This is a genomic window from Streptomyces alanosinicus (assembly GCF_014650595.1).
GTDB classification, from domain to species: domain Bacteria; phylum Actinomycetota; class Actinomycetes; order Streptomycetales; family Streptomycetaceae; genus Streptomyces; species Streptomyces alanosinicus.
Genome location: NZ_BMVG01000108.1, coordinates 1 through 3,704, shown reverse-complemented (window position 1 = coordinate 3,704; position 3,704 = coordinate 1). Strand labels below are relative to the sequence as shown.

Sequence of the window (3,704 nt, the reverse complement as noted above, 5' to 3'; positions counted from 1 at the left end):
CATCGTTGGTCCAGCCATGCACGAGTCACCGAGCGATCTGGCGGTCCTGTCCGTCCCTCTGGTCGGGCAACTGGTCCCCGCGGACGACCCATGGGAGCCCTACCAACTCCTCGACGCTGACGGGGCAGTGGTGGACGCGACCGCCGCCTTCTTCCGCGATCTCCAGGCGTCCGACCGCCCGGACACGACGGTCCGTTCTTACGGAATGGACCTGCTCCGATGGTTCCGATTCTTGTGGGCCATCGACGTCCCCTGGGACCGCACGACCCGCATCGAGGCCCGGGACTTCTGCCGCTGGCTGCAGATCGCGGGCCAGCCCTCCCGCCCGCACTGGCGCCACCGCGAAACCCAGACCGGCCGATGGGCACCCGACGGGAAGCCGTACGCGCCGACCGTCCGCGCGCACAGCGAGACGGTGCTGCGGTGCTTCTACGACTACCACCGCGATGTCGGCACAGGCCCGATCCTCAATCCGTTCCCGCTGGATCGCTCACGCAGAGGCCGTCGCGCGCACGCTCACCGTAACCCGATGGACCCGCCCCGCAACGAACGTGCCGGTCTCTACCGTCCGACGGTCCCCAAGAGGATCCCGCGCAATGTCCCGGACGAGGAGTTCAACGAGATCTTCGCGCGACTGCCCTCCCACCGGGACAGGGCTCTGGTTGCCTTCTACATCTCCACCGGCGCCCGCGCGAGCGAACTGCTCTCCTCCACCCAGGGCGGGGCCGATCCGGGGCGCCAGCTGATCACGGTGGTCCGCAAAGGCACCGGTGAGATCCAGGAACTTCCCGCTTCGACCGATGCGTTCGTTTGGCTGCGGCTCTACCAGCTGGAGCTGGAGGACGAGATTCCGCGAGGACGCCGGCTCCCGCTGTGGTGGACACTGCGCTCACCCTCGAGGCCGCTGACCTATCACGCGGTCCACCGGATGTTCGAGCGGGCAAACGCGAAGGCCGGGACCTCGGCGACGCTGCACGCGCTGCGGCACACCGCCGCCTACCGGATGGCCGAGGACCCGAAGCTCCCTCTCACGGATGTCCAATTCGTCCTAGGTCACGCTCAGTTGACCACAACCCAGATTTACCTCACGCCCCGCAAGGAAGAGGTCATCCGGCGTCTGCTGGTGCATCACGCCGAGCAGACCCGGCAGGCCGCCGCCCGCACCGAGATCCCTCCGGCGGCAGGCTACCGGCCGGAGAGCCTGGACGTGCTGTTCGGGGCTGGTGCCCGATGACTACCAGTATCGAGACGACGCCCGCCGAGACAGTGGCTATCCCGACGATGTCCGTGCCGGCCTTGCGGCGGGAAACGGCCCGGCAGAAGTTCCCTGCCCGCCCCGTCACCGAAGGGTGGCCGGCCACCCGTGCTTCTCGTGAGGAAGTACAGCAGCGGCTGTCCCGGGCACCCTTCACACTGGACAAGACGGGGTGCCAGTATCAGCGGAAGTCGGGGCTCGTCCTCCTTCTGGACTGGCTGGAGGAACAACCGGGCCACACCTGGCAGGACCGCTGGCGAGGCAGCCGGATCGAGGAGGCGGGAGCCGACTGGCGGCAGGAGATCGCACGGTGGCTGCAGGCCCATGACGTCGGCAAGCGATGGCATCTGGCCGCATTCAGCAGTGCCCTGGCGGCCGCGATCAGCGCGGACGTGGTGAGGCCGTCGACAGCATGGCTGGTGACCGGGGCGACCGGCAGAGGCGTGTTGGTACGGAATCTGGCCCGTGCCCGCGACCCGCAGGGGTTCGCCCGGCTTCGGGCGCTCGGCGAGAGCGATTCCGATATTCGTCCGGCCGAGGCCCGGCTTGCCCAGCACCGCACCGCGATGATCCTCGCGGCCAAGGGTGGCATGGTCCAGGACGTCCTCGTCGGTGACGTGCTGGAACTGCTTGAGGCCGAAGCCGACGCGCATCTGAAGGTGAGCACGGGCACCCGAGCCTTCTACTACCTTCTCCACCGCCTTGGGGCCTTCGGCCCCGAGGCTCCGCCCTCACTGCGGGGACTGCGCAACCTGGGGCAGCGCACGCCGGAAGAACTCATCGATCGCTACGGCCTGCGCTGCCGCCCCATTCGTGATCTGCTTGTGGACTATCTTCGAGAGCGTCAACCCGCCTTGGACTACGCCAGCTTGAAGTCACTCGCCTACCACCTTGGCCAACGCTTCTGGCGGGACATCGAACGCCATCACCCGGAGGTCGAGAGTCTCCGTCTGACGCCGGATGTCGCAGAGGGATGGAAACAGCGGCTTCGGACCAAGACGGCGACCGTGACCGGCCCGGACGGCCTCAAGTCCGAGGCCAGGGTGGAACGGATCGCCTATCGCGAGTGCCTGACCCCGGTGCGGGCCTTCTACCTGGATCTCGCCCAGTGGGCCCTGGACGACCCGGCCCGCTGGGGCCCGTGGGTCGCCCCGAGTCCCGTCCGGGAGGAAGAGGTCAACCGCCGCAAGGCCCACAGGCAGCGCAAGGCCCGCATGGATTCCCGAACCCGCGAGCGGCTGCCGGTCCTTCCCGCCCTGGTCAGCACGGTCGACCAACGGCGCAAGGACGCGGCCGCCGTGCTCGAAGCGGCGCAACAGACCAGCCCCGGAGCCATGTTCACCGCAGCAGGGCAGAGACTCGTACGCGCCGTCGTCCCTTACGGGGCAGCCAGCAAGATCTGGGCCGAGGACCCCGTCACCGGCAAGCGCCGCGACCTCGGCCTGGAAGAGGAGCATGCGTTTTGGACCTGGGCCGCGGTCGAGGTTCTGCGGGCCACCGGCGTTCGCGTCGAGGAACTGCTGGAGCTAAGCCACCACAGCCTGGTCCAATACCGGCTGCCCACCACCGGGGAACTCGTCCCACTGCTGCAGATCGTTCCGTCCAAGACCGACACCGAGCGGCTACTGCTCGTCAGTCCCGAACTCGCCGACGTGCTGAGCACGATCATCCGCCGCATCCGAGGCACCTCCGGCGCGGTCCCTCTGATTCGCGCCTACGACCGGGCCGAATGCACCTGGAGGGCACCAACCCCGCTGCTGTTCCAACGCCGACGCGGCACCGAGAACTGCCCGATCCCCGAGGACGCGATCCGCACCCGGCTGTCCAAGGCTCTGACCGATACCGGCCTGACCGACCCGGCTACCGGCGAGCCACTCCGCTACACGCCGCACGACTTCCGCCGTGTCTTCATCACGGACGCCGTCCTGAACGGACTGCCACCGCATATCGCCCAGGTCATCGCCGGCCACCAAGATCTCAACGTTACCCTCGGCTACAAGGCGGTCTATCCCGAAGAGGCGATCCAGGCCCACATGGCCTTCCTCGCACGTCGCCGGGCCCTGCGTCCCAGCGAGGAATACCGCGTCCCCACCAACGAGGAGTGGGAGGAATTCCTCGGACACTTCGAGCGACGCAAGGTCTCCATCGGTGCCTGCGGCCGCGCGTTCGGCACCCCCTGCATCCACGAACACGCCTGCGTCCGCTGCCCGATGCTCTGGCCCGACCCCGATCAACGCGACCGCCTGGTCGAGATCCGCGACAACCTCATCGTCCGCATTGCAGAAGCCGAACGCGAAGGCTGGCTCGGCGAAGTCGAAGGACTCAAGGTCAGCCTCGCCGGCGCCAAAGAGAAACTCGCCCAGCTTGACCGGCGCACCCCCGGCCGGACCAGCGTCGACCTCGGCATCCCCACGACCGCCCGCCCCGACCCGTTCCCGGAACAACCTGA

General features: G+C 68.2%; 2 protein-coding genes. Both read left to right on the top strand.

Features of this window, described 5'->3' with window-relative positions; all coding sequences use genetic code 11:
* The coding region (locus IE277_RS46300) for a tyrosine-type recombinase/integrase (RefSeq protein WP_308433493.1) at positions 1-1,234 on the top strand (1,234 nt) is incomplete at its 5' end.
* Positions 1,231-3,704 (top strand): tyrosine-type recombinase/integrase (locus IE277_RS46295; protein ID WP_189960105.1); only part of this gene is annotated, 2,474 nt, incomplete at its 3' end. The genes IE277_RS46300 and IE277_RS46295, both read left to right, overlap by 4 nt.